Origin of the sequence: Pseudooceanicola aquaeponti, assembly GCF_050897975.1 — a bacterium.
Classification (GTDB): Bacteria; Pseudomonadota; Alphaproteobacteria; order Rhodobacterales; family Rhodobacteraceae; genus Pseudooceanicola.
The window spans coordinates 417,977-438,530 of sequence record NZ_JBPAXY010000004.1 but is presented as its reverse complement, the minus strand read 5'-3'; the positions used below and the strand labels follow the sequence as shown (position 1 = coordinate 438,530).

The following is a 20,554-nucleotide window of genomic DNA, read 5'->3' as shown; positions in this document are numbered from 1 at the left end:
CAGCGCGCCCGGGGTTCGGATCGGGGCAGTTCAGCCGGGCCAGGGCCCGTCCGGAAGGGTCAGAGATAGGGCGGCGTGCAGGCCGAAATGACGATGGTGCGCCCGTCATGCACATTGCGGAAGCGGTGCGGCACGCGGCTGTCGAACAGGTAACTGTCGCCGGGGCGCAGCACCCGCACCTCGTCGCCCACCGTCAGCTCCAGCGCGCCTTCGATGACATAGCCGCCCTCGTTCGAGAAATGCTCCAGCATGGTCTCGCCGGTGTCGGCGCCGGGCTCGTAGACCTCGTGCAGGATTTGCAGGTTGTGGCGGTGCGCGTCGCCGATCTGGCGAAAGGCGATGCGCCCGGCCACATCCGCCACCCCGGTGACGGGCAGTTTCGAGGTCAGGTCCAGCAGATCCTCGGGGCCAAAGAACGGCCCCTCGGGCGCCTGGCGTTCACTGTCGAAGAAATCGGCCATGGTCATGCCCAGGCCCGACAGGATCTTGCGCAGGGTGGCGATCGAGGGCGACGACTTGTTCTTCTCGATGATCGAGATCTGGGCATGGGGCACACCGGCGCGTTCCGCCAGCTGGCGCTGCGACAACTGCGCCGCCTTGCGCATGGCCAGAAGCCGCGCGCCGATGTCGAAAGCCGCGTCGGTCATGACGCCCCCTTTTGCCTGCAAGTTTCGCAAGCTACCGCTTTTCCGCAGGGCATTCCAGTGTCCCTCGGCGCCGCTCACATCGTCACTTCGATCAGATGCGGGCCGGTCTCGGCCTGGGCCCAGGCCAGGGCCTCGGCCAGTTCGGCGGCGGTGACCACGCGCCGGGCGGGCACCCCCTGCCCTTCGGACAGTTTCACCCAGTCGGGCGCCGGATCCTCCAGCGACATCAGCGGGCCGGTGTCCTCGGTCGGCGCGCCCGCGCCGATCTTGGCGGTCTCGTTGGCCAGGATCCGGTAGGACCGGTTGGCCAGGATCATCACCGTCACGTCGCGCGCGTCCCGTGCCAGGGTCCAAAGCGCCTGCAAGGTATAGAAGGCCGAGCCGTCGCCGGTGATGCAGAAAACCGGCCGGTCGGGGCAGGCCGTCGCGGCGCCCAGGGCCACGGGCAGGGAATAGCCGATCGAGCCGCCGCGGTTGTTCAGCCAGTCATGGGCCGGGCCCTCGCCGCACATCGGGAACAGCGACAGCCCGTTGGTGATGCTTTCATCCACCACGATGGCCCCTTCGGGCAGGGCCCGGGCGACGGTACGTCCCAGCACTTCGGCGTCAATCGCAGCCCCGGGGTCGGCGGCGGTAGCGGGATGCTGGGTATGGCCGGTGACCCGGGCGCCCAGCAGATCGGCCAAGGCTTCCAGCGCGGCCTCGGCATCGGCGCCGGGGGCACAGAGGGGCAGGCACTCGGCCCCCTCGGGCAGCAGCCGCGAGGGGCGGTTCGGATAGGCGAAGAAGGCCACCGGCTCGCGCGCGCCGACCAGCACGGCGGCCTGCACCTCTTTCAGGGCCTCGGTGGCGAAATCGACGTGGAAGGGTACGCGCAGCAGCGGCGGTGTGCCACCGCCCCGCTGCATCCGCGCCACGGCTGCCTCGGTCCGCACCAGGGCGCCGGTGGCCTCGCCAATGGCGGTGGCCAGCTCGGCCATGCGGCGGGTGATGCAGGGCGCCCCCAGGATCAGCGCCGCGCCCGGCGCGCGCAGCTTTGCTGCGGCATCGGCCAGCAGATCGGCGTCAAACCCGGGGCGCGGGGTGTGGATGGCCGCGACCGTCTCGGCCTCGGTCTCGGCCCAGGCCACATCATTGGGCACGATCAGCGTCGCCACGCCCCCATGGGCGGTTTCGGCCAGCAGATGCGCGGTGGCGCCTGCGGCGGCCTCGGGCGTTTCCGGCGTGGCCACGGCGGCCGAGACGGTATGGGCCATGCCCGCGATATCGGCCGTCAGGGGCGCGTCATAGGTCAGGTGATAGGTGGCGTGTTCGCCCACGATATTGAACACCGGCGTGTCGGCCTTGCGGGCGTTGTGCAGGTTGGCCATGCCATTGGCAAAGCCCGGCCCCAGGTGCAGCAGCACCGCCGCGGGCGTGCCCGTCATCCGCGCATAGCCATCGGCGGCCCCGGTCGCCACCCCTTCGAAGAGGCACAGCGACAGGCCCATGCGCGGCTCGCGGCCCAGGGCGGCCAGCATATGCATCTCTGTCGTGCCGGGATTGGCGAAACACATCCGTACCCCGTTCTCCGCCAGGGTCTGCACCACAAGATCGGCTCCGTTTCGTGTCATCCGTTCCACCTTTTGCTGATCGCGCGCCGCGCCAACCGCCCCCTGACGCGTCACGCCGGGCGGGGTCGCGGCCTTTGCCCCGATCCTCCCCATCCCGCCGAGGGTGTCAATAATAATGAGCAAGCCGCAGGCCCCCTGGCGCAGAAAAGATCCCCGAAAGCGACCCCCTCCGGCCAGAGAGACCGCCCAAAGGAGACATGGAACGTATTGAATATAAATACAAATGACGATTTCAGCAGGTTCACTCCGCGGATCACGATTCGGATCTCTGCCCCGGGCAGACAGAGCCGACAGGGCGACCAACCGGCGCCCACCGTGCGCTTTGCTCAAAAATTGATACGGCAGGCCGAAATTTTTCTTTGCGAAATTTCAAAGACTTGGTGCCGAGGGCCGGAAAACCTGCACCTCAGACGCCTGTATTTTCTTTGACATGGATCAATTCGACCCGCAGGATATTTCATATGGATCACTCTTATTCAGATAGAATACAGCCTGCCAAGGCGACCAAGAGCGGCGCCAAGGACGGCCAGAAAGACGGCGGCGTGCGCCCGCTGTCGACCGCGCTGAAGGTGCTGGAGGTGCTGCGCCACTTTGGCGACAAGCGGCGCCCGCAGCGCCTGGCCGAGGTCGCCGAAGAGCTGGGCCTGTCGCGCGCCACCGCCTATCAGCGTCTGCTGACCCTGGTCGCCGCCGGCTGGCTGGAACAGGACGACGGCGGCGCCTACCGGCTGTCGATGCTGGCCACCCGCATGGCCTCGGCCTCGCTCGACCAGGCGGACCTGGGCACCCGGGCCGACCCGGTGCTGCGCGCCCTGGCCGATGAGACGGGCGAGACTGCCTCGCTGTCGATCATCGACCGGGGCCTGCCCTGCATCGTGGCGCGGGTCGAAGCCGACACGCTGCTGCGCGCCGAACAGAAGTTGGGCACGATGATGTCGCTGGAAGGATCGGCCTCGGGGCGCATCCTGGTGGCCTATGGCGATGCCCAGATGCTGGACCGGCTGCGCCGGGGCGAGCACCCGCTGCCCGACGAGGCCACCCTGCCCGCCATCCGCGCCGCGGGCTACGCCCTGTCCAGCGGCTATACCCAAAGCGGCGTGCGCGCCATTGCTGCCCCGGTCTTCGACCTGCACGGGCGCTGCACCGCCACCCTGTCCCTCGTCGTGCCCGAAATGCGCTTCGACGAGGCCCGTTTCCGCGACCCGCTGTTGAAAGCCGCCGCGGACCTCTCTCAAATCCTGCAAGGAGGCTCCGCGTGACGCGCCCGTCCCTTCATACCCACGACGCCCAGGGGCGTCCCGGCCTGCGCGACTGGCGCGGGTTGATGAAACCCGAGCGGCTGGCCGCCATGCAGCCCTCGCGCCTGTCTGGCACCCGGGCGATGATGAACCGCATGATCCGCGAACGCTGGCAGATCACCACCGAGCGGTTCGACGTCGACGCCGAGGCGCGCGGCACCATCGTCTATTCGATCAAGACGCCCCGGCAGGACTTCAGCTTCATCGCCTTTTCGCTGACGCCGAAACGCGAGGGCCGCACGGGCCGCATCATCGGCCGCGCCTGGGACATGATGGGCACCCTGAACGAGGGCCCCGCCACCGCAGAGGCCATCGAAAGCGCCCGCGAGGAACTGCCCAAGCTCTACCGGGGCCGGGCCAGCGAGAACGCCCTGGTCTGGTGCCGTTCGAACCGCTCGATGCGGGTCTTCGAGACGGTGCTGGAGGCCCTGGCCGACGGGCGCCAGCCTTCGGTCGAGGATCTGAACAGCGTCTGCTACCTGATGCGCAACACCGGGCTGGACGGCAACGGCACCTTCGGCACCCGGTCCTTCCCCTCGATCAACACCGAGGCCCACGATCTGGGCGGGATGCTAGAGGCGCAGTTGCTGCTGGCCTATCTGATGCGCGAACTGGCCTGCGATCTGGTGGAACATCTGGCCCGCCTGCGCTCGGACAAGGCGGTGACGCTGGATCCGGCGCTGCGCAGCTATCTGGGGGTGGGCAACGGCTCGGCCCTGGGTCTGATCTTCTTCATCCAGAAGCACCCCCGCCTGCTGGACAGCTGGCTGAGCGCCCGCGAAACCGCCATCGCCGCCGCGCTGGCGCTGGAGCTGGGCCAGGGGGACGCGCGCATCGCCCGCCTGATCGCGCTGATCCGCCGGGCGCAGACCTTCCGCGCCCAGGACCGGATGATGTACGAGACCTTCACCGCCTCGGCCACCGTCGCCGAAGAGATCGCGGGGCTGATCCCCGCCCTGGAAGAGTTGCGCGACGCGGGCACCCTGGACGGCAAGGCCGAGGCCTACCCGCTGGACGTGCTGGCCCGCCGCGCCGAGGCCACCCTGGCGCCCGAAAGCTACGAGACCTTCCTGTCACTGATCATGGAGCTGGTGCCCGAAGAGGCCGACGCCCTGGCCACCACCGTGGCAGGCGCCGACGAGATGGAGGTGACCGCCACCATGACCGCGGGCGCCCTGCGCGATCTGCTGGAAGACGAATACGACTGGGCCCTGGCCATGGACATGGGGGCCTCCGACGCCCAGGACTACGTCTGGTACAAGTCCGAAACCGCCGAGGAGCCCCGGCGCGGCCTGCGCGACGAGATCCCCGAGGCGCGCGAACTGGGCCTGGACATCCCCGGCCAGCTGCAACAGCTGCACGCGGATCTGGGTGGCGTCGCCGCCGAGACCCCGATGGCGCATTTCCTGCTGTCGCACCCCGAACACCGGCTGATGGTGGCCCGGGCGCAAAGCCTGTCGGGGCGCCATTTCCACACGCCGCACGCCAATATCAACGCAGGCTCTTTCGTGCCGATCGACCTGGTGCGGCTGATGAACGTCGCCCTGCACGGCATCGACAAGACCCGCGACTACCTGCAACGCAACCTGCGCGGCGTGCTCTACCACGGTGCGCCCACCCGTGCGGCCATTGCCGCCGGTGAGGCCAGCGACTGGTTCTACCCCGAGGAGCCCCGCCAATGACCGAGACCCAGACCCTGCGCGTGATGCCGCGCGAGATGCGGCTGATGAGCGAACGGATCTGGTCGCTGACCGATCTGCCCAAGGGCTTCGCGCTGATGATCACCGATGTGGTGATGTATTCCCAGGCCCTGGGCCTGGGCGGTTTCCCCCTGTTCGAGGCGCGCCTGCCCGCGCTGATGCCCGCCAATCCGCACCGGCTGAAACTGATGTCCGACACGGGTGAGGCCCTGGCGCTGGACGCGGGCGGGCAGCACGCCTGGATCACCCTGCCCTCGGTGCTGGACCTGGCCGAACTGGCCCTGGCCCAGCAGGACAGCGCCCGGATCACCGTCACCGATGTGACCGATCCCGAGGAACTGGCCGTGGCCAGCGCCCTGGGCGCGCGGCGCGGGCTGAAGATGGAACTGGCGGGCAATGTCCTGACCGCCACCCGCATCCCCGCCGCCGATCCGGTGCTGGCGCAGGTCCTTCAGGACGGCTGCACCATCGAGGCGGCGCAGTGGTGGCGCATCTACGAGCTGGCGCAAACCGCGCTGACACCGGACTCGGTCGTGTCGCGCCGCCATGCGGGCGTGAACATCGTGACCGAGGATGGCCAGATCATCGGCCGCACCGACAATGACGACGACACCGATCCGAATTTCATCAATTCGATCGGCCTCAAGACCCAGGAAGCCACCCAATGACCGCCCCCATGACCCCCGACATGATCATCGACGGGCTGCAATGCGGCCATTTCGACCGTGACAGCTTCGTCCGGCTGAAGGCAGCCAAGGTGCATGGCGTCGTGGTGACCTGCGGCTTCTGGGAAGGCACGCTGGAAAGCCTCGACTCCTTAGGCCGCTGGCGCGACCTGATCCGCGAGAATGACGACGTCGCCGCCTTCGCCTATACCCCCGCCGATATCGAAAAGGCCGCCGCCGAGGGCAAGGTGGCCGCGATCCTGGGCTACCAGAACTCGAACCTCTTCGAAGGCCGCATCCGCCTGGTCGAGATGTGGGCCGAGCTGGGCGTGCGCGTGGTGCAGCTGACCTACAACAACCAGAACGAGTTGGCGGGCAGCTGTTACGAGGCCGAGGATTCGGGCCTGGCGCGCTATGGCAAAGAGGTCATCAAGGAAATGAACCGCGCGGGGATCCTGGTGGATTGCTCCCACGTGGGGAACCTCTCGACCCTTCAGGCCATCGAGGCGTCCGAGAAACCCATCGCGGTGACCCATGCCAATGCCGACAGCCTGTTCGCGCACAAGCGCAACAAGACCGACGACGTGCTGCGCGCGCTGAAGGAAACCGGCGGCGTGATCGGCTGCGCCGCGTACCGCAACATCACCGGCGACTACTACTCCGGCCCCATCGAGCAGTGGTGCGAGATGGTGGCCCGGACCGTGGATATCGCCGGCATCGACAGCGTGGCCATCGGCACCGACCGTAGCCACAACTTTACCGCCCCCGATTACGCCTGGATGCGCATGGGTCGCTGGACCCGTGGCGTCGACTACGGCGCGGCCTCGGCCGCCCGTCCGGGCAAGGCACCGCCGCCGGACTGGTTCCAGGATCTGGAAGACATGGCGGTCATCCCAAACGGCCTCCGCAACGTGGGCTTCTCTGAAGAAGAGGTCGCAAAAATCACCCACGGCAACTGGCTTCGTCTTTACGGCGAAACCTTCCCCACCTCCAACAGTTGAGAGTTTCCATGACCATTACGACCAAGAAATCCAAACTGATACGCCCCTCGCGCCGCCTGTTCCTGCAAGGCTCTGCCGCGCTGGCCGGTGCCACTGCCCTGGCCGCCCCCTCGATCGGGCGGGCGCAGTCGAAAGAACTGTATATCAACTCCTGGGGTGGCCCCTGGCTGGAAGCGGCCACGGCGAACCTGTTCGAGCCCTTCACCGCCGCCACCGGCATTGCCATCAACACCGTCTCGCCGGTGTCCTTCGCCAAGCTGGCCGCCCAGGTCCGCACCGGCGTCTACGAATTCGACGTGACCACCCTGGGCGGTGGCGACATCGTGGCCGCCAATAACGCGGGCCTGCTGGAGCCGATCGAAGAACCCTATCCGGGCGGCCTGTTCCAGAACGGTGTCGGCAGCCACGCCTTCGCCACCATGATGGCCTGGCGCACCGACAAGGGCTGGGAAGAGACCCCGCAAAGCTGGGCCGACTTCTGGGATGTCGAACGCTTCCCCGGCGGTCGCTCGCTGCAACGCTACCCCGCCCGCGTGCTGCCCCTGGCCCTGCTGGCCGATGGCGTGGCGCCCGAGGATCTCTATCCGCTGGACATCGACCGCGCCTTTGCCAAGCTGGACGAGATCAAGGAGCATATCCGCGTCTGGTGGACCGGCGGCGCCCAGTCGACGCAGATCCTGCGCGACGGCGAGGTCGACATGATCGGCATCTGGCATGGCCGCTATTTCGAAGCCGCCGACGCCGGCGCCCCGGTCGATTTCACCTGGAACCAGGCCGAGCTGGACAATGCCTATTGGGTGGTCGCGAAAGAGACCCCCAACATGGAAGCGGCCAAGATGTTCGTCGAATTCGCCACTTCTGCCGAACCGCTGGCCGGTTTCGTCAGCCAGGCGAACTATGGCGCGCTGAACCCCGCCGCCGATGCCTTCATCCCCGACGCGGCCAAGCCGCGGATGCCCACGGCGCCCGGCAATGCCGAGCTGACCTTCGCCCAGGACATGCTGAACTGGGGTGGCGATCCGCAGGAAGTGGCGATGCGCTTCGACGAATGGCTGGCCTCCTGATCCGGCCTCAGTGACGGCCGCGCGACGCTCTCCCCCGTCGCGCGTCCCCCAGGGGGCGGCCTCCGCCAGGGCCGCCCCACCTTGTGCCGCGCCCTGTCCCAGAGGCCGCGCCCGACTTTCCGCATCACGAAGGGAGACATCCCATGGGGTTCAAGCTTTCGACCCTGCCAGACCGGCAGAATATCTGGCCCTGGCTGCTGCTGGCGCCGCTGGCCATCTACCTGGCGCTGTTCTTCCTCGTGCCGCTGGCCGAGGTGGCGATCATGTCGGTCACCGAACCGCGCCCGGGCCTGGCCAATTACGAGAAGGTGCTGACCGGCTCTTTGTACCGCAAGGTCTTCCTCAACACCTTCGGCACCGCCCTTCTGGTGACGGTCTGCTGTCTGCTGGTCGGCTATCCGCTGGCCTACCTGATGTCGACGGTCAGCAAACGCGCGGCCATGGGCATCCTGCTGTTGATCACCATGAGCTTCTGGACCTCGTTCCTGGTGCGCACCTATGCCTGGATGGTCCTGCTGGGCAACAACGGCCCCGTCATCTGGCTGATGCACACCCTGGGCATCCAGGATCCGCCGCCGCTGCTTTTCACCCGGTTCAGCTCGACCCTGGCCATGGTGCATATCCTGGCGCCCTACATGATCATGAACATCTACACGGTGATGCAGAAGATCGACCCCTCGCTGATCCGCTCGGCGGAAAGCATGGGGGCCTATGGGCGGTCGCTGTTCCGCCATGTCTACCTGCCGCTGACGGCACCGGGCATCGCCAATGGCTCGGTCCTGGTCTTCGTCATCTGCCTGGGCTTCTACGTGACGCCCGTCCTGCTGGGCTCGCCGCGTGAACAGATGGCCGCGGGCCTGATCGGCAACCAGATCGAACAGTTCCTGGCCTTCGGCCTGGGCTCGGCCATGGCCATTGTCCTGCTGCTGGTGACGCTGATCATTCTGGGCATCTATCACCGCCGCTTCGGCCTCGACAAACTTTACGGATAAGGACGCGACCATGAATACCTTCATCCGCTGGATCGGCATTGCCGTTGTCGTCTTCATCGCAGCACCGCTGGTCATCGTCGTGCCGATGTCCTTCTCGACCGCCGCCTCGCTGCAATTCCCGCCGCCGGGCTGGGGCTGGCAGTATTACCAGGCCTATTTCACCGATCCCTCCTGGCTGCGGCCCACCTGGAACTCGGTCTTCATCGCGGCGATGAACACCCTGCTGACCATGGCGCTGGTGGTGCCCGCCACCTTCGCCCTGGTGCGGCACAAGTTCTGGGGCAAATCGGCGGCCAACCTGATGATGATGATGCCCATGGCGGTGCCCCATATCGTCATGGCCATCGGCTATTACTCCTACTTCGGCGAGCTGAAGCTGGTGCATTCCAAGCTGGGGGTGATCCTGGCGCACACCTGCCTGTCGGTGCCGATCACCTTCCTGGTGCTGTCGGCCAACCTGAAGGGCTTCGACCGGACGCTGGAACGCGCCGCGCGCTCGCTTGGCGCCACGCCGCGCCAGGTCTTCATGCATATCACCCTGCCGATCCTGCGCCCCGGCCTGCTGATCTCGGCCCTCTTCGCCTTCATCCAGTCCTTCGATGAAACCGTCGTCGCGATCTTCATCTCGGGCCGCAACGCGGAAACCCTGCCGCGCAAGATGTTCGACTCGATCCGCGAAGAGGCCGACCCGGTCATCGCGGTGATCTCGACGCTGCTCTTCGCAATCGTCTTCGCCGGCCTCATCGCCCCCTCCCTCGTCAAGGCCGTCCGCAAGATGACGGCCCGCACGGCCCAACGTTAAGCCCCCCTGGAGAAACCATGACCTCCTATCTTCAGCTCTCCGGCGTCAACAAGACTTTCGGCAATTTCACCGCCCTCGGGCATATCGACCTCGGGATCGAGAAGGGCGAGTTCGTCACCTTCCTCGGCCCCTCGGGATCCGGCAAGACCACCACGCTGATGGTGATCGCGGGCTTCGAGGATGCGACGAAGGGCGAGATCACCGTGGACGGCCAGTCGCTGTCGCATCTGGCGCCCCAGGAACGCAATATCGGCATCGTCTTCCAGAACTACGCCCTCTTCCCCCACAAGACCGCGGCGGAAAACGTCTATTTCCCGCTGCAAATGCGCAAGGTCGGCAAGAAGGAAGGGATGAAGAAGGCCGAGGACATGCTGGAGCTTGTCGGCCTGAAGGGCTTTGCCCATCGTCTGCCGAAAGAGCTGTCGGGCGGCCAGCAACAGCGCGTCGCCCTGGCCCGTGCCCTGGTGTTCGAGCCTGACCTCCTGCTGCTGGACGAGCCCCTGGGCGCCCTGGACAAGAACCTGCGCGAACAGATGCAGATCGAGATCAAGCGCATCCAGAAGCGCCTGGGCGTGACGACGATCTTCGTCACCCATGACCAGACCGAGGCCATGTCGATGTCGGACCGCATCGTGGTCTTCTCGAACGGGGCCATCGAACAGGCCGCCGCGCCCCTGGACATCTACCACCGCCCGGCAACGCGCTTCGTTGCCGACTTCATCGGCGAAAGCAATCTGGTCGAGGCCACCATCACCGACGCCGCCGCCGGGCGCGCCGACAGTGCCATCCTGGGCGCGGTGGACTTTGCCACCGAAGGCCAGCCGCCCCTGAGCGACGGGCAGGAGGTGACCCTGCTGATCCGGCCCGAGCATCTGAAACTGTCGCGCGACCCGAAAGAGGGACGCGCCAATGCCAAGATGACGATCGAGACCATCGTGAATTACGGCGACAATGCCGTGGTCATCGGCCATTGCGGCGCCCAGCCGATCCGCGTGCGGGTGCCCGGCGCCGATGTGGTGATCCTGAAGGAAGGCGACGATTGCCACGTCTCCTGGACCCCCGACGCCGTTTTCGTCCTGACCGAGTAAGGAAGACCCCATGTTCGACGACATCATCACCCGTTTCGGCACCGGCGCCCGCGCCTCTATCGCCACGGTCGCAAATGGCACCGGCTATTTCGCCGTCACCCCCCAGGCCCCCTATGACGGCCGCCTGACCACCGCCGAACAGGCCGAGCAGCTGCTGGCCAAGGCCGAGGCGCGGCTGGAAGAGATCGGTTCGACCAAGGCAGGGCTTCTCTTCTGCGCCATCATCCTGAAGGATATTTCCGAGGTCGCCGCCTTCAACGCCGTCTGGGACGGCTGGGTGGCCGATATCGCCCCGCCCGCCCGCGCCTGTTTCGAGGCGAACATGGCCAACCCCGATCTGAAGGTCGAGATGATCATGATCTGTGCCGTTCCCGACGCCCCCCGCGCGGCCGATGCCTGACACGCTGGCCGAAACCACGCCGGATCCGCTTTACGCCGCGCTTCTGGACACCGGGCTGGACCTTGGCCTGGTGACCGATCCCGAGACGGCGGCGCGCTTTGCCACCGATGCCAGCCGCCGGGTGGTGGCGGTGCCCGAGCTGGTGGTGCGCCCCGCCGATACCTCCGGGGTCGCCGCCGTGCTGCACCTGTGCCATCAGGCAGACCGCCGGGTGGTGGTCCAGGGCGGGCTGACCGGCCTGTCGGGCGGTGCCCGGGTGAATCCGGGCGAGGTGGTGCTGTCGCTGGAGCGCATGGCCCATGTGGGCCCGGTCGACGATCTGGCGGCCCAGATCGAGGTCGGCGCGGGCGCGCCCCTGCAAAAGGTGCAAGAGGCCGCCGCCCAGGCCGGGATGATCGTTGGCGTCGATCTGGGGGCGCGGGGCAGCGCCACCATCGGCGGCATGATCGCCACCAATGCCGGCGGCATCCGGGTGCTGCGCTACGGCATGATGCGCGCCCAGGTGGCGGGCATCGAGGCGGTGCTGGCCGACGGCACCATCGTCAGCGCCATGAAGGGGCTCGACAAGGACAACGCCGGGGTCGATCTGCGCCAGCTCTTCATCGGCTCCGAAGGCACCCTGGGCGTGGTCACCCGCGCCCTGCTGCGCCTGCACCCCGCCCCCACGTTGGAGGTCACGGCCCTCTGTGCCGTCGACAGCGTGGACAAGGCCCAGGCCCTGCTGCGCCATCTGCGCGCCCGGCTGGGCCCGCTTCTGTCCGCCTACGAGGGGATCTGGCCCGAGGTCTACGAGGGCGCCTGCGCCATGTCCTGCGACCCGCCCCTGCCCACGGGCGCCGGGCTTTACGTGCTGGCCGAGATCCAGGGGATGCGCGAGATCCTTCAGGACGACGCCTTCGAGGCGGCGCTGATCGAGGCCTACGAGGCCGGTCTGTGCCGCGACGTGGTGGTCTCGCAATCGGCGCGCGAGCATGACCGGTTCTGGGCGCTGCGCGAGGCCTGCGTCGAGTACACCTTCTCGCTGGGCCAGCTGGTGCCGCATGACCTGTCGCTGCCCGCCCGCGCCCTGCCCGCCTTCCTGACCGAGGCCCGCGCCCGCCTGTCGGCCATCGACCCCGAGGCGCGGCCCTATATCTACGGCCACCTGGGCGACGGCAATCTGCACTATATCGTCAAGACCCAGGCCCGGGCCGAGGTCTCTGCCGCGCTCAACGGGCTGGCGGCCCGGATGGGCGGGTCAATCACCGCCGAACATGGCGTCGGCCAGGACAAGGCGCCCTATCTGTCGCTGGTGCGCAGCGCCGAGGAACGCCAGCTGATGACCAGGCTGAAGGCGGCGCTGGATCCCACCGGCGTGCTGAACCCGGGCCGTCTGCTGGGCTGAACCCGGGCAAACGGCACGGCACGGCGCCGGGAAAATCGGAAAATGGAAAAACTGCCCCTGCCCCTGCGGGCGGGCGGCGGGGCCTAGAAGAGGCCCGCCTCCTTGGCGATCATCGCCGCCTGGGTCCGGTTGGCCGCGCCGATCTTGCGATACAGCGTCTTCACATGCAGCTTCACCGTGGGTTCGCGGATGTCCAGGTCGCGGGCGATTTCCTTGTTCGCCTTGCCCTGGGTCAGCCCCTCCAGCACCTGCAACTCGCGTTCCGACAGCATCTCGGCCAGGGGGTTGGTCTCTTCGTCCTCGGCGGGCGCGCGCATGAACTCCAGCGGCGCATATTGCTCGCCCATGGACATGAAGCGCACGGCATTGATCAGCGACTTGGCCGACAGGGTCTTGGGCACGAAGCCCGCCGCACCAAGCGCCAGCGCCTCTTCGGCGATCTCGCGGCTGGCGGTGCCCGAGATGATGGCGACGCGATTGTGGCCCGCCACCTCCATCATCCGGCGCAGGCCGCCGATGCCGCGCATCCCGGGCATGGAATAGTCCAGCAGGATCAGATCATAGGGCGCGCCGCCCTCGACCTGTTCGATGGCCTCGTCGAAAGAGGCCACGGTGCTGGCCTCGAACCCGCCCTCGGCGTTCAGGAAGGCCTGCAAGGTATCGCGCAACAGGTCGTGGTCGTCGGCGATCAGCACCCGCATCCCACCGGCCGACACGCCGCCTGAATCGCGTTCATGAAGAGTTCTGGCCGTGATCACCGTCGTCCCGCCTGCGAATCGTGTTCGTTACGTTCGGTTAATGAAGCGTAACAATGTGACCAAATCGGGGAGGATTGGCCGTATAGTGCTGATTATGGACAGTTCTCTGCGACAGGTCCAGTGACGCCTAGGTCAAGACAGATGCCGCCACGGCAAGCAGCCGAGCCGGGGCCGGGAGCGGCGCACCTATCCTTTCGGGTAGGGGCATTGGTCCGATGCCTCTTTCCCGCACGGGGCCCACCTGTGCCATGATTAACATTGGTAACAGATAGATTCGGTACCCACCTATGCCCCTGCCCAGCCCTTCCCTGACGCCGCTTGCCGCGCTGCTGGCCGCCACGGTCCTGGCGCCCGCCCTGGCTGTCGCCGCCGAGGATGATATCCTGCTGACCGTCACCGACAGCGACGGCGCGGTGCTGGCCCGGCTGGACATGGAGGCGCTTCAGGCCCTGCCGGCCCGGGTGATCGAGACCAGCACCATCTGGACCGACGGGATCCAGGTCTTCACCGGCGTGCCCCTGGCCACCCTGATGCAGGACCTGGCCCCCGAGGCGCAAAGCATCAGCGCCACGGCAATCAACGACTACGCCGTCGAGATCCCGCGCAGCGGTTGGGCCGATGGCGCCGCCCTGCTGGCCTATCTGAACCATGGCGAACCGATGTCGCTACGCGAAAAGGGCCCGCTGTGGATCGTCTTTCCCTTTGATGCCGATCCCGCCTACCGCCAAGAGGTGGTCTACGCCCGCAGCATCTGGCAGCTCGATCGCATTTCCGTGACCGAGTAACCCGGCCCCGAGGAGGTCCCGGACATGGCGATGACGCCACGCACCGCATCCCGCAAAGGACACTGGCAACAGCCCGTGGCCGCCATCTCGACGCTGCTTGTCTGCGTGGTGCTGGTGGTCGGGCTGGCCTGGCTGGTGCTGAACGAGATCGAGAACCTCTCGTCCTCCGACACGGGCAACCTGCAATGGAGCCTGGCCCAGGCCGATGTCGAATTCCTGCGCTACCAGCTGGCACTGGAAGAGGCGCGCACGGCGGTGGCCTCGGGCGATGTGGCCGCCAGCCAGACCGCGCTGGACGACCTGCGCCGCAGCTTCGACGTCTTCTACAGCCGCATGACCCTGATCGAAGAGGCCCCCGCCCTGCGCGAGTTGCAGGGCAGCCGCGATTTCAACGGCCCGCGCCTGCGCGTCGATGCCTTCATCGCCGACAACGTGGCGCTGATCGACGGCCCCGACAGCGCCCTGCTGGCCGCCCTTCCGGTGTTGCAGGAGACCTCGGTCGACGTGCGCCAGGACGTGCGCGCCTTCTCGCTGGCGGCACTGGACAACTTCGCCCAGATGGCCGACGCCCGCCAGGGCAGCCTGATCCGCAAGCTGGGGCTGATCGCCACCGTGCTGTTCATCTGCATCGCCGGGCTGTCACTGCTGGCGCTGGTGCTGTTGCGCCTGGGCCGCCAGGCCCGCGCCAGCGCCGAAGAGGCCGAGGCCCATGCGGCGCGGATGGACACCATCGTGGAAACCTCGCTGGACGCGGTCGTGGTCACCGATGCCGAGGGCTATATCCACGAGTTCAACGGCGCCGCCGAGCGCATGTTCGGCTACAGCCGCGACGAGGTTCTGGGCCAGCGGGTGCGCCATTTCCTGATCCCCGAGGCGGGCGCCGACGAGCTGCGCCGCATGGGCGACAGCGTGCTGGAGGCCCGCGCTCGGGGCGACCGCATCCTGCATCCCTTCGAATTCACCGCTCGCGACCGCTCGGGGCGGCGCTTCCCCGCCGAGATCTCCTTTGACCGGGCCGCCGATGACGCCAACCTCTTCGTGTCCTTCGTCCGCGACATCTCGTTGCGCAAGGCCCAGGAAGAGATGCTGACCCAGGCCCGCGACCGGGCGCTGGCGGGGGAACGGTCGAAATCCGAGTTCCTGGCGGTGATGAGCCACGAGATGCGCACGCCGCTGAACGGGCTGATCGGCTCGATGCAACTGCTGCGCGACCATTCCCTGTCGGAAGAGCAAAGCGAGCTGCTGGATCTGATGGACAGCTCGGCCAATCTGCTGCTGAACCTGGTGAACGACGTGCTGGACCTGGCCAAGTTCGAGGCCGGCAAGATGAAGCCCGAGGCGCGCAGCTTCTCGGTGCCGCGCCTGCTGGACGGGGTGGTCGAGACCTCGGCCACCCTGGCCGCCACCAATGGCAACGATCTGACCTGGTCCTGGGTGGGCCAGCCGGTCGAGAACGTGGTGGCCGACGGCCGCCGCCTGCGCCAGGTGCTGCTGAACCTGGTGACCAATGCGGTGAAGTTCACCCGTGGCGGCGAGGTCGAGATCGAGGCCGAACTGGTCGGCGCGCAGCGCAACCAGATCGAGTTCCGCGTCATCGACAGCGGCATCGGCATTGCCGAGGAAGACATCGACCGGATCTTCAACGATTTCGAGACCCTCGACAGCTCTTACGCCCGGCAGGCCTCGGGGACCGGGCTGGGCCTGGGCATCGCCCGCCGCCTGGTCGAGCTGATGGACGGCGAGATCGGCGCCGAAAGCGTGCCCGGCGACGGCAGCCTGTTCTGGGTGCGCCTGCCGGTGGCCACCGCCCCCGCCGCCGCCAAGCCCGAGGACGAAAGCGACGACAGCCCCGCCCCCCTGGCCGCGCCGCCGCTGGAGATCCTTCTGGTCGAGGACAACGAGATCAACCGTTTCATCGCCCGCGAGATGCTGGAAAGCGAAGGCCATTACGTGACCGAGGCCGTCGACGGCCAGGCCGGGGTCGACTGGGCCGAGGCGCAGCGCTTTGACCTGATCCTGATGGACATCTCGATGCCGGTGATGGACGGGACCGAGGCCGCCTGCCGGATCCGTGCGGGCCATGGCGCCTCGGCCGATGTGCCGATCGTGGCGCTGACCGCCCATGCCCTGCCCGAAGAGCTGAAGCGGTTCCGCAGCATCGGCATGGATCATTGCCTGGCCAAACCCATCGACCGCAAGGTCCTGAGCCAGCTGCTGCGCGATCTGGCGGCGGGTGAACTGCCCCAGGCCGAGGCCCGCGCGGCGGGCGAGGCCGCCTCCTCTGCGCTGATCGACGCCGAGCAGATCGAGACCCTCTTTGCCGGCACCGGCGCCGAGACCGGGCACAAGCTTCTGGATCGGTTCTGTGCCGAGACCGACGGCTGCATCGCCGCCCTGGCCGCCTTCCCCGGCAGCAAGGAAGAGATCGCCCGCCTGGCCCATGCCTGCGCCGGGACCTGCGGCACCTTCGGCCTGACCGCCCTGCGCCAGGCCCTGGCCGAGATCGAGACCCGCGCCAAGCGCAACCAGGAGATCAGCCGCGCCGACCTGGCGGCGCTGGAGCCGCTGTGGCGCGACAGCCGGGCCGAGCTGGAAGCCCTCGACAAGGGCGGGGTCGTCGCCTGAGCGCGCGGCGTCGCCCCCTGCCGCCGGGCTGGCACCCCGCGGCGGACCGCAGCCCCGTGGCGGCGGACGGATGCCCGCGGTCCGGGCGCCGGGATCCCGGCCGCACCGCGCGCGCCGGGCACCCGCAAGGCGCGCCCGCCGTGTCCAAGGCCTGCCCCTCGGCCTGCTCTACTGCCGCGGCGGCCCGGGGTCGCCCGGGGGTGCCGGGCTCGACCCGGCCCTGCGTCACGATCCTGCTACCCTACGGCAATGCCAGCACCAGCCTGGCGATCACCCTGGAAACCCTGCTGTCGCAGTCCTTCACCGATTGGGAAGCGCTGCTGATCGACACCGGCGCCCGGGACGACAGCGCCGAAGTGGCGGCCGAGTATGCCGCGCTGGACCGGCGCTTTCGCCTGTTGCGCGTGCCGCAGGGGCGCGACATCCGCAATGGCTTTGCCGCCGCCCGCGACCTGGGGATGCGCCACGCCCGGGGGCGGTTGCTGGCCTTCGGTGACCCCGGCGCGCTGTGGATGCCCGAGAAGCTGGCGCTGCTGGTGGCGGCCTTCGACGATATCACCCTGGATGGCTGCTATGCCTCGGGCGCCCATGTGGCCACCGCCCGCCCCGGCGCGCCCCTGCCCGCCTCTGACCTGCCGCCGCACCCCCGCCCCCTGCCGCCCGAGGATCTGACCATCGCGCGGCTGCTGGCTGACAACCCGGTCGACCGGCTGAGCAACCTGGTGCTGCGCACCGAAGTGGCCCTGGCCTGCGGCGGTTTCGACAGCCGCCTGACCCATGGGGACGAGCTGGAATGGCTGATCCGCCTGGTGGGCCAGGGCAACCGGCTGGCGCCGCTCGACCGGGCGCTGGTCCTCTATCCGCGCGGCCATGTGGCGCCGGGGGCGGCGGGTGAACAGGCGCCGGATCTGGCGGCGATCTGTGCCGGGCGTCTGGCGGCGCTGGTCAGTGCCGCGCGCTATGGCCGCGCCGCCTCGGCCCGGGACGAGGCGGTGCATCTGCGCCGCCTGGCCCGCCGCGCCCTGCGCCAGGGCGCACCGCGCCGCCAGGCCCTGGCGCTGGCGCTGCGCGGCCTGCTGACCAGCCCCGCGGGCTGGTTCGCCGACCGGCGCGGCGGGGCCCTGGTGCTGACCTCTGCCCTGGCCTATCTGCTGCTGCCCCAGGGCCTCAGCCGCAACCTCTTTGCAAACTGACGCCCCCGTCCTTGCAAAACCCATCCCGGCCCGGGCCGGGGCGCCCAGGCTTTGACAACGGGCCCCTCCGCGGTCGAGACTGGCGGCCAAGCCGCAGCCAGACCCAAGACGTGCCCATGACCACCGCCACCACCTCCGCCGCCGCAACGGCCCCCGCCCCCGCCGAGACCCCGGCCCCCGAGCCCCGCTTCACCGGGCCCGAGCTGTGCCGGCTTTCGGCCCATGAGGCGGTCGGGCTGCTGCGCCGGGGCGAGATCGCCCCCGCAGAGCTGATCGCCGCCGCCATGACCCGCATCGACCAGGTGGAACCGGAGGTCAACGCCCTGCCCACCACCTGCCAGGCCCGCGCCGAAGCGGCCGCCGCAAGCCTGGCGGGCGACCCGGCCCACCCGGGCTGGCTGGCCGGGCTGCCCCTGGCGATCAAGGATCTGTCAGAGGTGGCGGGCGTGCGCGCGACCTTCGGCACCCGGGGCATGACCGCCCATGTGCCCGAGACGTCCTCGCCCATCGTCACCCGGATCGAGGCGCGCGGCGGGGTGGTGCTGGCCAAAAGCAACACGCCCGAATTCGGCGCCGGGGCAAACACCTTCAACGATGTCTTCGGCTATACCCGCAACCCCTGGGACACCACGCGCAACGCGGGCGGTTCCTCTGGCGGGGCGGCGGCGGCCCTGGCCACGGGCGAGGTCTGGCTGGCCCATGGCTCGGACCTGGCGGGCTCGCTGCGCACGCCCGCGGCCTATTGCGGCGTGGTGGGCCTGCGCCCCTCGCCCGGGCGGGTGCCCGGCGCGCCCGCCCATTCACGCTTCAACATGGAGGCGGTGCAGGGCCCGATGGCGCGCTCGGTCCTGGATTGCGCGCTGTTTCTGGATGCCATGGCAGGCGAGATGCGGGGCGAGCCGCTGTCGCAGCCTGCCCCCGCCACGCCCTTTCAGGACGCGGTGACCCGGGCCGAGGGCCGGATCCGCATCGCCTTTGCCCCCGACCTGGGCGGGTTCGCCCCGGTCTCGGCGGCGATGGAGGACCACCTGCGCCAGGCCCTGGCCCGGGTCGTGGCCCAGGGCGCGGTGATCGACGAGACCTGCCCGCCCCTGCCCGACCTCGACCCCTGCTATCGCACCCTGCGCGCCATGCTCTGGGCCGCGGGGCCGGGCCGGGCCGCGCCCCGGGTGCAGCGCCATTTCAAGCGCAGCTTGCAGGCCAATATCGACCAGGGCCGGGCCCTGGACATCGAGGATGTGCTGGATGCGCAGCAGGCGCGCTCGCGCCTTTACGACATCGTCCAGGGCTTCATGGCCGGCTTCGACGTGCTGGCCTGCCCGGTGGTCGGGCTGATGCCCGGCCCGGTGGAAGAGGAATACCCGCGCGAAATCGACGGCCAGCCGCTGGAGGATTACATCGGCTGGCTGCGCTTTTCGTTCCTGGCGCCGGTGACCGGCCTGCCCGCGATCTCGGTCCCCGTGGGGCGCGGGCCCGGCGGCCTGCCCGTGGGGCTGCAACTGATCGGCCAGCCCCGGGGCGAGGCGGCCCTGCTGGCCGCCGCCCGGGCGGTGGAGCGGGCCTGCGGCGGCCCCCTGGGCCCGATCGACCCGATGACCCCGGCCCGCTAGGGCCCGCCTCGCCCAGAGGTCAGCGCCGCTCGGCCGCCTCGCGCAGGGCGCGGAACCTCTCAAGCGCGCGCATCGTGCGCCCCTCGTCGATCGAGGCCAGATCCAGGATCACCGTATTGGCGATGGTCATCGGCACCACCAGCGACTGATGTTCGCCCGCCCCCCCGCGCGAGGCGCAGATCTCAGCCTCGGCGGCGGGCTCGAAGGGCGCGCTGCGCGGGTCGCGCAGCGACAGCACCGCCGCGCCGCGGTCCGCCGCCAGGGCGCGCAACTCGTGCAGCAGATCGCCGGTCTTGCGCAGGGCGATCAGCCACAGCACGTCGCCCTTGCCCATCCCCGCCAGATATTCCCAGATCCGCGTCTGTTCGGCGGCCAGGTCCAGGGCGTCATAGCCCGAGCGGCGCAGGCGCATGGCGATCAGATGCGACAGGGCCCCGCCGTGCGAGCTGCTGAAGACGAAGATCCGCCGCGCGGGCAGCAGCACCTGGGAAAAGGCGCGAATGTCGGCATCGGCGCAAGAGGCGCGCAGGGCCTCCAGGGCCGCGATCTCGCTGTCCAGCACCGAGGACAGCAACTGCCCCTCTTCGGCGCGGGCCAGCCGCGCGGCGATACGCGCGCCCGCCGCCTCGAACTCGCCCTGGCCCTCGACCAGGTTCGATTGCAGGAAGGCGCGGAACTCGGGGTAGCCCTTGAACCCCAGTCGCCGCGCCAGGCGCACGGCCGAGGCCGGGTGGACCCCGGCGCGGAACGAGACCTCTTTGCCGTTCTCCATCGCCGCCCGGATCGGGTCGCGCACCATGACGTCCAGCAGGCGGGTGTCCGCCTCGGTCAGCTTCGCCGAATGGCGCGAGATCAGATCGCCCAGGAAGGGCGGCGTGTCGGTCATGTCCTGTCCCCCCGGGCGCCCGGCGCCCGCTGTCCCCCTCAGG

The 20,554-nt window shown here is 68.8% G+C and carries 18 protein-coding genes; 14 read left to right on the top strand and 4 right to left on the bottom strand.

Features of this window, described 5'->3' with window-relative positions; genetic code table 11:
- Positions 1 to 59: 59 nt before the first annotated feature.
- Positions 60 to 647, bottom strand: a complete 588-nt coding sequence (locus ACRARE_RS11935) for a cupin domain-containing protein (RefSeq protein ID WP_432656666.1) — start codon at positions 645 to 647, stop codon at positions 60 to 62.
- Between the two features lie 74 nt (positions 648 to 721).
- Positions 722 to 2,260: an acetolactate synthase large subunit gene (locus ACRARE_RS11930; RefSeq protein ID WP_432656665.1), complete on the bottom strand. Its 1,539-nt coding sequence runs from the start codon at positions 2,258 to 2,260 to the stop codon at positions 722 to 724.
- Between the two features lie 461 nt (positions 2,261 to 2,721).
- On the opposite strand from ACRARE_RS11930, the gene ACRARE_RS11925 reads away from it, so the two are divergent.
- The 10 genes from ACRARE_RS11925 to ACRARE_RS11880 all read left to right on the top strand — a co-directional run bounded on the left by ACRARE_RS11925 (position 2,722) and on the right by ACRARE_RS11880 (position 12,654).
- A complete protein-coding gene (locus tag ACRARE_RS11925) occupies positions 2,722 to 3,519 on the top strand; it encodes an IclR family transcriptional regulator (RefSeq protein ID WP_432656664.1) in 798 nt (265 codons plus the stop codon).
- Positions 3,516 to 5,240 carry a hypothetical protein gene (locus ACRARE_RS11920; RefSeq protein ID WP_432656663.1) on the top strand — a complete coding sequence of 575 codons (1,725 nt, stop codon included), beginning with the start codon at positions 3,516 to 3,518 and terminating at the stop codon, positions 5,238 to 5,240. The genes ACRARE_RS11925 and ACRARE_RS11920 overlap by 4 nt, the downstream gene beginning before the upstream one ends.
- Positions 5,237 to 5,926 (top strand): hypothetical protein, encoded by a 690-nt coding sequence (locus tag ACRARE_RS11915; protein WP_432656662.1) that lies wholly within the window; start codon positions 5,237 to 5,239, stop codon positions 5,924 to 5,926. The genes ACRARE_RS11920 and ACRARE_RS11915 overlap by 4 nt, the downstream gene beginning before the upstream one ends.
- Positions 5,923 to 6,924 carry a membrane dipeptidase gene (locus tag ACRARE_RS11910; RefSeq protein ID WP_432656661.1) on the top strand — a complete coding sequence of 334 codons (1,002 nt, stop codon included), beginning with the start codon at positions 5,923 to 5,925 and terminating at the stop codon, positions 6,922 to 6,924. Before ACRARE_RS11915 ends, ACRARE_RS11910 begins: the two co-directional genes overlap by 4 nt.
- Positions 6,925 to 6,932: 8 nt before the next feature.
- A complete protein-coding gene (locus ACRARE_RS11905; RefSeq protein WP_432656660.1) occupies positions 6,933 to 7,988 on the top strand; it encodes an ABC transporter substrate-binding protein in 1,056 nt (351 codons plus the stop codon).
- Positions 7,989 to 8,131: 143 nt separating this feature from the next.
- A complete protein-coding gene (locus ACRARE_RS11900; protein WP_432656659.1) occupies positions 8,132 to 8,980 on the top strand; it encodes an ABC transporter permease in 849 nt (282 codons plus the stop codon).
- Between the two features lie 10 nt (positions 8,981 to 8,990).
- Entirely contained in the window at positions 8,991 to 9,782 is a 792-nt protein-coding gene (locus ACRARE_RS11895) for an ABC transporter permease (RefSeq protein WP_432656658.1), read from the top strand.
- Positions 9,783 to 9,799: 17 nt separating this feature from the next.
- Positions 9,800 to 10,870 carry an ABC transporter ATP-binding protein gene (locus ACRARE_RS11890; protein ID WP_432656657.1) on the top strand — a complete coding sequence of 357 codons (1,071 nt, stop codon included), beginning with the start codon at positions 9,800 to 9,802 and terminating at the stop codon, positions 10,868 to 10,870.
- Between the two features lie 10 nt (positions 10,871 to 10,880).
- Positions 10,881 to 11,270: a Rid family hydrolase gene (locus tag ACRARE_RS11885; RefSeq protein WP_432656656.1), complete on the top strand. Its 390-nt coding sequence runs from the start codon at positions 10,881 to 10,883 to the stop codon at positions 11,268 to 11,270.
- Positions 11,263 to 12,654: an FAD-binding oxidoreductase gene (locus ACRARE_RS11880; RefSeq protein ID WP_432656655.1), complete on the top strand. Its 1,392-nt coding sequence runs from the start codon at positions 11,263 to 11,265 to the stop codon at positions 12,652 to 12,654. The genes ACRARE_RS11885 and ACRARE_RS11880 overlap by 8 nt, the downstream gene beginning before the upstream one ends.
- A gap of 83 nt (positions 12,655 to 12,737) precedes the next feature.
- Here ACRARE_RS11880 and ACRARE_RS11875 read toward each other — a convergent pair whose 3' ends face one another.
- Positions 12,738 to 13,355, bottom strand: coding sequence for a response regulator transcription factor (locus ACRARE_RS11875; RefSeq protein WP_432656654.1), 618 nt, complete (start codon positions 13,353 to 13,355; stop codon positions 12,738 to 12,740).
- A gap of 344 nt (positions 13,356 to 13,699) precedes the next feature.
- On the opposite strand from ACRARE_RS11875, the gene ACRARE_RS11870 reads away from it, so the two are divergent.
- The 4 genes from ACRARE_RS11870 to ACRARE_RS11855 all read left to right on the top strand — a co-directional run bounded on the left by ACRARE_RS11870 (position 13,700) and on the right by ACRARE_RS11855 (position 19,625).
- Positions 13,700 to 14,197 (top strand): putative pterin-binding protein, encoded by a 498-nt coding sequence (locus tag ACRARE_RS11870; RefSeq protein WP_432656653.1) that lies wholly within the window; start codon positions 13,700 to 13,702, stop codon positions 14,195 to 14,197.
- Between the two features lie 24 nt (positions 14,198 to 14,221).
- Entirely contained in the window at positions 14,222 to 16,822 is a 2,601-nt protein-coding gene (locus ACRARE_RS11865; protein WP_432656652.1) for an ATP-binding protein, read from the top strand.
- A gap of 140 nt (positions 16,823 to 16,962) precedes the next feature.
- Positions 16,963 to 18,015 carry a glycosyltransferase family 2 protein gene (locus tag ACRARE_RS11860; protein WP_432656651.1) on the top strand — a complete coding sequence of 351 codons (1,053 nt, stop codon included), beginning with the start codon at positions 16,963 to 16,965 and terminating at the stop codon, positions 18,013 to 18,015.
- A 116-nt stretch (positions 18,016 to 18,131) separates the two neighbouring features.
- Positions 18,132 to 19,625: an amidase gene (locus tag ACRARE_RS11855; RefSeq protein ID WP_432656650.1), complete on the top strand. Its 1,494-nt coding sequence runs from the start codon at positions 18,132 to 18,134 to the stop codon at positions 19,623 to 19,625.
- A 19-nt stretch (positions 19,626 to 19,644) separates the two neighbouring features.
- Here the strand turns inward: ACRARE_RS11855 and ACRARE_RS11850 are convergent, their stop codons facing one another.
- The gene (locus ACRARE_RS11850) at positions 19,645 to 20,511 is read right to left on the bottom strand and encodes a MurR/RpiR family transcriptional regulator (protein WP_432656649.1); all 867 of its coding nucleotides are present in this window, start codon (positions 20,509 to 20,511) and stop codon (positions 19,645 to 19,647) included.
- Positions 20,512 to 20,554 lie beyond the last annotated feature (43 nt).

Excerpts from the sequence above, each read along its gene's own strand:
- ACRARE_RS11935 (WP_432656666.1), bottom strand. The coding sequence starts at position 647 with ATGACCGACGCGGCTTTCGACATCGGCGCGCGGCTTCTGGCCATGCGC.
- ACRARE_RS11930 (WP_432656665.1), bottom strand. The coding sequence starts at position 2,260 with ATGACACGAAACGGAGCCGATCTTGTGGTGCAGACCCTGGCGGAGAAC.
- ACRARE_RS11925 (WP_432656664.1), top strand. The coding sequence starts at position 2,722 with ATGGATCACTCTTATTCAGATAGAATACAGCCTGCCAAGGCGACCAAG.
- ACRARE_RS11915 (WP_432656662.1), top strand. The coding sequence starts at position 5,237 with ATGACCGAGACCCAGACCCTGCGCGTGATGCCGCGCGAGATGCGGCTG.
- ACRARE_RS11910 (WP_432656661.1), top strand. The coding sequence starts at position 5,923 with ATGACCGCCCCCATGACCCCCGACATGATCATCGACGGGCTGCAATGC.
- ACRARE_RS11905 (WP_432656660.1), top strand. The coding sequence starts at position 6,933 with ATGACCATTACGACCAAGAAATCCAAACTGATACGCCCCTCGCGCCGC.
- ACRARE_RS11900 (WP_432656659.1), top strand. The coding sequence starts at position 8,132 with ATGGGGTTCAAGCTTTCGACCCTGCCAGACCGGCAGAATATCTGGCCC.
- ACRARE_RS11895 (WP_432656658.1), top strand. The coding sequence starts at position 8,991 with ATGAATACCTTCATCCGCTGGATCGGCATTGCCGTTGTCGTCTTCATC.
- ACRARE_RS11890 (WP_432656657.1), top strand. The coding sequence starts at position 9,800 with ATGACCTCCTATCTTCAGCTCTCCGGCGTCAACAAGACTTTCGGCAAT.
- ACRARE_RS11885 (WP_432656656.1), top strand. The coding sequence starts at position 10,881 with ATGTTCGACGACATCATCACCCGTTTCGGCACCGGCGCCCGCGCCTCT.
- ACRARE_RS11880 (WP_432656655.1), top strand. The coding sequence starts at position 11,263 with ATGCCTGACACGCTGGCCGAAACCACGCCGGATCCGCTTTACGCCGCG.
- ACRARE_RS11875 (WP_432656654.1), bottom strand. The coding sequence starts at position 13,355 with ATGCGGGTGCTGATCGCCGACGACCACGACCTGTTGCGCGATACCTTG.
- ACRARE_RS11870 (WP_432656653.1), top strand. The coding sequence starts at position 13,700 with ATGCCCCTGCCCAGCCCTTCCCTGACGCCGCTTGCCGCGCTGCTGGCC.
- ACRARE_RS11865 (WP_432656652.1), top strand. The coding sequence starts at position 14,222 with ATGGCGATGACGCCACGCACCGCATCCCGCAAAGGACACTGGCAACAG.
- ACRARE_RS11855 (WP_432656650.1), top strand. The coding sequence starts at position 18,132 with ATGACCACCGCCACCACCTCCGCCGCCGCAACGGCCCCCGCCCCCGCC.
- ACRARE_RS11850 (WP_432656649.1), bottom strand. The coding sequence starts at position 20,511 with ATGACCGACACGCCGCCCTTCCTGGGCGATCTGATCTCGCGCCATTCG.